At 76.1% G+C, this 4,704-nt stretch carries 4 protein-coding genes and 2 pseudogenes; 2 read left to right on the forward strand and 4 right to left on the reverse strand.

What is annotated here, in order from left to right; all coding sequences use genetic code 11:
• A pseudogene (locus ABD317_RS33675) lies at positions 1-324 on the reverse strand (peptidase S8); the annotation flags it as partial.
• A gap of 91 nt (positions 325-415) precedes the next feature.
• A complete protein-coding gene (locus tag ABD317_RS33680; RefSeq protein WP_344295113.1) occupies positions 416-1,174 on the reverse strand; it encodes a TetR/AcrR family transcriptional regulator in 759 nt (252 codons plus the stop codon).
• A 69-nt stretch (positions 1,175-1,243) separates the two neighbouring features.
• Here ABD317_RS33680 and ABD317_RS33685 point away from each other — a divergent pair, with 69 nt between their 5' ends.
• Positions 1,244-2,239 (forward strand): ATP-binding cassette domain-containing protein, encoded by a 996-nt coding sequence (locus ABD317_RS33685; RefSeq protein WP_344295115.1) that lies wholly within the window; start codon positions 1,244-1,246, stop codon positions 2,237-2,239.
• On the forward strand, positions 2,236-3,033 hold the full coding sequence (locus tag ABD317_RS33690; protein WP_344295117.1) for an ABC transporter permease: 798 nt from the start codon (positions 2,236-2,238) through the stop codon (positions 3,031-3,033). Before ABD317_RS33685 ends, ABD317_RS33690 begins: the two co-directional genes overlap by 4 nt.
• 153 nt (positions 3,034-3,186) lie before the next feature.
• Here the strand turns inward: ABD317_RS33690 and ABD317_RS33695 are convergent, their stop codons facing one another.
• Positions 3,187-3,453: a hypothetical protein gene (locus tag ABD317_RS33695; protein ID WP_078627989.1), complete on the reverse strand. Its 267-nt coding sequence runs from the start codon at positions 3,451-3,453 to the stop codon at positions 3,187-3,189.
• A gap of 222 nt (positions 3,454-3,675) precedes the next feature.
• Positions 3,676-4,704, reverse strand: a pseudogene (locus ABD317_RS33700) (transcriptional regulator); the annotation flags it as partial.

A 4,704-nucleotide genomic window follows, 5' to 3' on the forward strand; every position in this document is an offset into this window, starting at 1 on the left:
CAGCGGTGCGGTGCGGGTCGCGCCCGCGGACTGCACGCCGCGCACGTCGCGCAGCCGGGGGCCGAAGTGCGGGTCCGCGGAGTGCGCGACGGTCACGCCGATCTTCGGGTACGCGGCCACGACGGTGCCGCCGGCGGCGTGGGTCGCGGCCTCGACCCGGTCCAGGGTGGCGTCGTCGGCCGCGCTGTTGACGACGTACGAGAGGAGGTCGCCCGCCGCCGGGGCGGGCCCGGGCGCGCCGGCCCCGGCGGCGGGGACGAGGCCGGCCGCCGCGGTCGCGGCGAGGGCCAACGGCAGGACGAGCAGACGCCGGAAGAGATACATGGCAGAGGAACGTCATCACCGGGCCGGAGGCGTTTCAAGGGGGCGTCACCGCCGGGTTGCCGGGACCGGCGGCCGGGCTGCCGTCAGCCCGTCAGCCCGTCCGGCCGCCGGACGCCGCGAAGCCGTCCAGCACCCGCCCCAGCATCCGCCGGAACGCCTCCTCGTGGTCCCCCGGTTCGGCCGCCTCCGCCAGCACCCCGGCCAGGTGCGGGTACTCCCCCGTCGCCAGCTGCCCGGCCAGGTACGACCCGCGCACCGCCTGCTCCTCCGCCTCGCTCCACGGCAGCGCGCGAGCCCGCTCGGCGAGGGCGATCTCGAAGGTCACGTAGCTGGTCACCGACGCCGTGACCATCGCGACCAGCTCCATCTTCGTCCCCGGCGCGAGGTCCACGCCCGCCAGCGCGGCGAGGAACCGGTCGAGGTAGCGCATGGTGTGCGGCGTGAACCCGTACGCCGCGCTCGCGGTGAGCCGCGGCAGCCACGGGTGCCGGCGCATCAGGTCCCGCGACTGCTCCGCCAGCCCGAGCACGTCAGCCCGCCAGTCGCCGCTGAGCGCACCCGACAGGTCGTACTCGGCGCTGACCGCGTCGACCATCAGCTCGTGCAGGTCCTCCTTGCGCGGCACGTAGTTGTAGAGGGACATGGTGCCGCTGCCGATCTCGGCGGCGACGCGCCGCATCGAGACCGCGTCGAGGCCGTCCGCGTCGGCGATCCGCACGGCGGCCTCGGCGATCCGGGTGCGGCTGTGCGCGGGGCGCGGGCCGCGGCCGGCGCGCTCGGGGCGGGTCCAGATCACCTCGGGGGTGGCGCTGCGCGCCGCCCCGTCCGCGGCACGTCGGCTCGCTGTCATCGCTTCCTTCCTCGGGGCCGTCGGCTGCCGGTTTACGTACAGCGTACTGAGTCGGCTATGCTCGACCGCATGACTACTACGTACGCTGTACTTAGTGAGGCGGTCGAGAAGCGCTACGGCGACGTCCACGCGCTCCGCGGCCTCGACCTCGCCATCCCCGAAGGCACCGTCTGCGGGCTCCTCGGCCCGAACGGCGCGGGCAAGACCACCGCCGTGCGCGTGCTCACCACCCTCGTCCCGCCGGACGCCGGCGGCGCCCGGGTCGCCGGGCACGACGTGGTCGCCGAGCCGGCCGCCGTGCGCCGCGCCATCGGCGTCACGGGCCAGGCCACCTCCGTCGACGACGACCTGTCCGGGCGGGAGAACCTGCGCCTCTTCGCCCGGCTGCTGCGCCTGCGCGGGCCCGCGGGGCGGAAGCGGGCGGACGAGATGCTGGCGCGGTTCGGCCTGGCCGGCGCCGCCGACCGGCCGGCCCGCACGTACTCCGGCGGCATGCGGCGGCGGCTCGACCTGGCGGCGAGCCTGCTGGCCCGGCCGCGGGTGCTCTTCCTCGACGAGCCGACCACCGGCCTCGACCCGGCGAGCCGCGAGCAGATCTGGGCGGCGGTGCGCGAGATGGCGGCGGCGGGCACGACGGTGCTGCTGACCACGCAGTACCTGGAGGAGGCGGACCGGCTGGCGGACTCGGTCGTGGTCGTCGACCACGGCCGGGCGGCCGTCACCGGCACGCCGGACGAGCTGAAGCGGCGGGTGGGCGCGTACGCGGAGGTGGTCGTGGCAGAGGAGGCGGCGCTGGCCGCGGCGGCGGTGGTGCTCGGGCCGCTCACCGGGGGCGAACCGCGGCTGGACGCGGAGCGGCGCGCGGTGGGGGCGGCGGCGTTCGACCCCGGGCTGACGCTGCCGCGCATGGTGCGGGAGCTGGACGCGGCGGGGGTGCCGGTGGTCGACGCGAGCCTGCGCAGCCCGACGCTGGACGAGGTGTTCCTCCGGCTCACGGGGGCGGACGGCACCGCCGAGGGCGCGCCGGGCACCGGCGCGCCGGACATGGAGGAGGAGGCGGCATGAGCCACCTCGCGTACGACGGCACGGCCCTGGTCGGCCGCCAGCTGCAGCGCGCCCGGCGCAACCCCGGACTGCTGGTCATCACCCAGGTGATGCCGCTGACGCTGCTGCTCTTCTTCGGCTACGTCTTCGGCAACTCCGTCTCACTGCCCGGCGGTGCCGACTACCGCACGTACATCGTCCCCGGCCTCTTCGCCACCACCGCCGCCGGCGGCCTCGTCACCGGCATGCTGCAGGCGGCCGTCGACACCGGCCGCGGCGTGACGGAGCGCTTCCGGGCGCTGCCGATCAGCCGGGCGGCGGTGCCGCTGGGGCACGCGGTCGCGGACGTGCTGCTGTTCGCGGCCGGGCTGGTGCCGCTGGCGGCGGTCGGCTACGCCGTGGGCTGGCGGAACGACGGCGGCCCGGCGGCGACCGCCGGGGCGCTGGGGCTGCTGCTCCTGCTGCGGTTCACGTCGGCGTGGCTCGGGGTCCACCTCGGCATGGTCGTCGGCAACGAGGAGACGGCGGGACAGCTGGCGAGCACCACGTTCGTGCTGCAGCTGCTGTCCAACGCGTACGTGCCGACGCACGGCATGCCGGGATGGCTGCGTGCGGTGGTCGAGTGGAACCCGCTCAGCGCGTACGTCACGGCCGTACGGGACCTGACGGGCAGCGCCCCGGCGGGACTCGACGACGCGGCGGGCGCGGCCTGGCCGATGACGCATCCGGTGGCGGCGGCGCTGTGCTGGTCGGCGGTGCTGCTGGCGGTGTTCGTACCGCTGGCGATACGGCGCAGCGCGCGCGGGCGGGGCTGAGCGACCGGGGAGTGCACGGCGTGCGTTCGGGGTGTGTCCGGAACCGGGCGGTCCGGGGTCGGGGCGGGCGCGGGTGGGACAGCTGATCGGGGCGGGTGCGGCATGCCGGGTCGCCGCGCCCGCCCCGATACGAGGTGTCTGTGCGGAGCTGTGTCAGCTCCGCCCGTTGCCGAAGAGGGTGCGCCGCAGCTTCCGCAGCGGGGCGAAGAGGGAAACGCGCGCCATACGGCCCGGCTTCGCGGCCCTCTCCTCACGCGCGGTCAGCTCACGCATCAGCGTGGTGGCGCTCTCCGCGTCCCCCTCGGGGGCGGCGGGGCCGCCGAGCACCGCCAGGTGCCGGTCGACGCGCGCCCGCGACGCTGTGCTCCCGCAGTTGACCGCAGGAACTCGCGCCTTGCCGCGCATTGCTATCTGATCCATGACACTCCCCACCCTGACGAGGGCTCCCGGCCCGGGCACGCTAACCCTATCGTCTGCCTGCGTCACATGCGCATCCCCCACACGGGAATCATCCCCAATTCCCGGCCCAGAACGCCGCCTTGACCAGCAGAACCGTTTCATCTGGCCGGATTCCGCTCCTCGCCGGTGCGTCGTCCTCCGCTTGTTCCGGCCGCCGCCGGTTTCCCGGGTCCGGCGCGGCGGCTACGGCGCCGGAGACGCGGGCTCCCGCGCGGGGCCGTCGGCGGCGTCGGGGTCGTCGGCCAGCGGCCACGTGCGCCAGTGGCCGTTGAGGTGGTCGTAGCCGTACAGCGGACGGTCCTCGATCGCGCTGGTACGGAACGGGCCGCCGCCGTCATCGATGCGTATGACGCCGGAGTCGTCCTTGCTGCTCCACTCGACCTCCAGGTACCAGCGGACGTCGTGGTCCTCGGTGTCGGCGTGGATGAGCAGGGACAGCGGGTCGTCGGGGGTGACGCGGTACGGGAGGGCGGGGGGCTCCCAGGTCCCGGTGGAGTCGCCGCCGTTCCGGGGCTTGAGGACGGGCCGGGGAACGTCGAGGTCGACGTCGTACGCCGCCTCGGTGACCTCGCCGCCGCAGCCGTCGGACATCGCGAAGGCGTCCCACGGCAGCGGCGCGGACGCCGCGGCCTTGCGGACGTGGACGGCGGTGATGGTCACCTGCTCGTCGCCGCGGGGCTCGATGACGGCCTCGATGTTCGTCCTGCCGCCGTGGACGGCGCCCTGGCTGCCGGCCCACGCCTCGGCGTCCTGCGCCATGGGCGGGGGCGGGACGTCGGCGGGCGGCTTGTCGACGACGTAGCGGTGGTCGCAGCCGAACTCCCAGACGTGGGAGCGGACGGACCAGGCCAGCGGGGTACGGACGGTGGGCTCTGCCCCCTCCTCGGCGGCGGCCCCGCCCTTGCGGGGGGCCGCGCCGGAGTCGCCGCCGCCCCTGCCGGTGCCGCCGCCGGCGGGCGAGGGCTCGGACGGCTCGGACGGCTCGGACGAGCCGCCCTTCTCCGCCGTCTCCGCTCCCCTGGCACCGCCGCCACCGCGGCTCCCGTCCCCCAGCACGCCGCTCTCGGGCCCCTCGCCGCCGGCCGCCCGGCCTTCGCCGGTGGACCCGCTGGAGGTGGCGACGAGGGCGACGAGCGTGGCGACGGCCGCCCCGGCGGCGGGCAGGAGCACGCGCCACCGGCCGCGGGCCCCGGGGGGGGGCCGGGCGGGGGC

The organism is Streptomyces synnematoformans (assembly GCF_039531005.1).
GTDB lineage: Bacteria > Actinomycetota > Actinomycetes > Streptomycetales > Streptomycetaceae > Streptomyces > Streptomyces synnematoformans.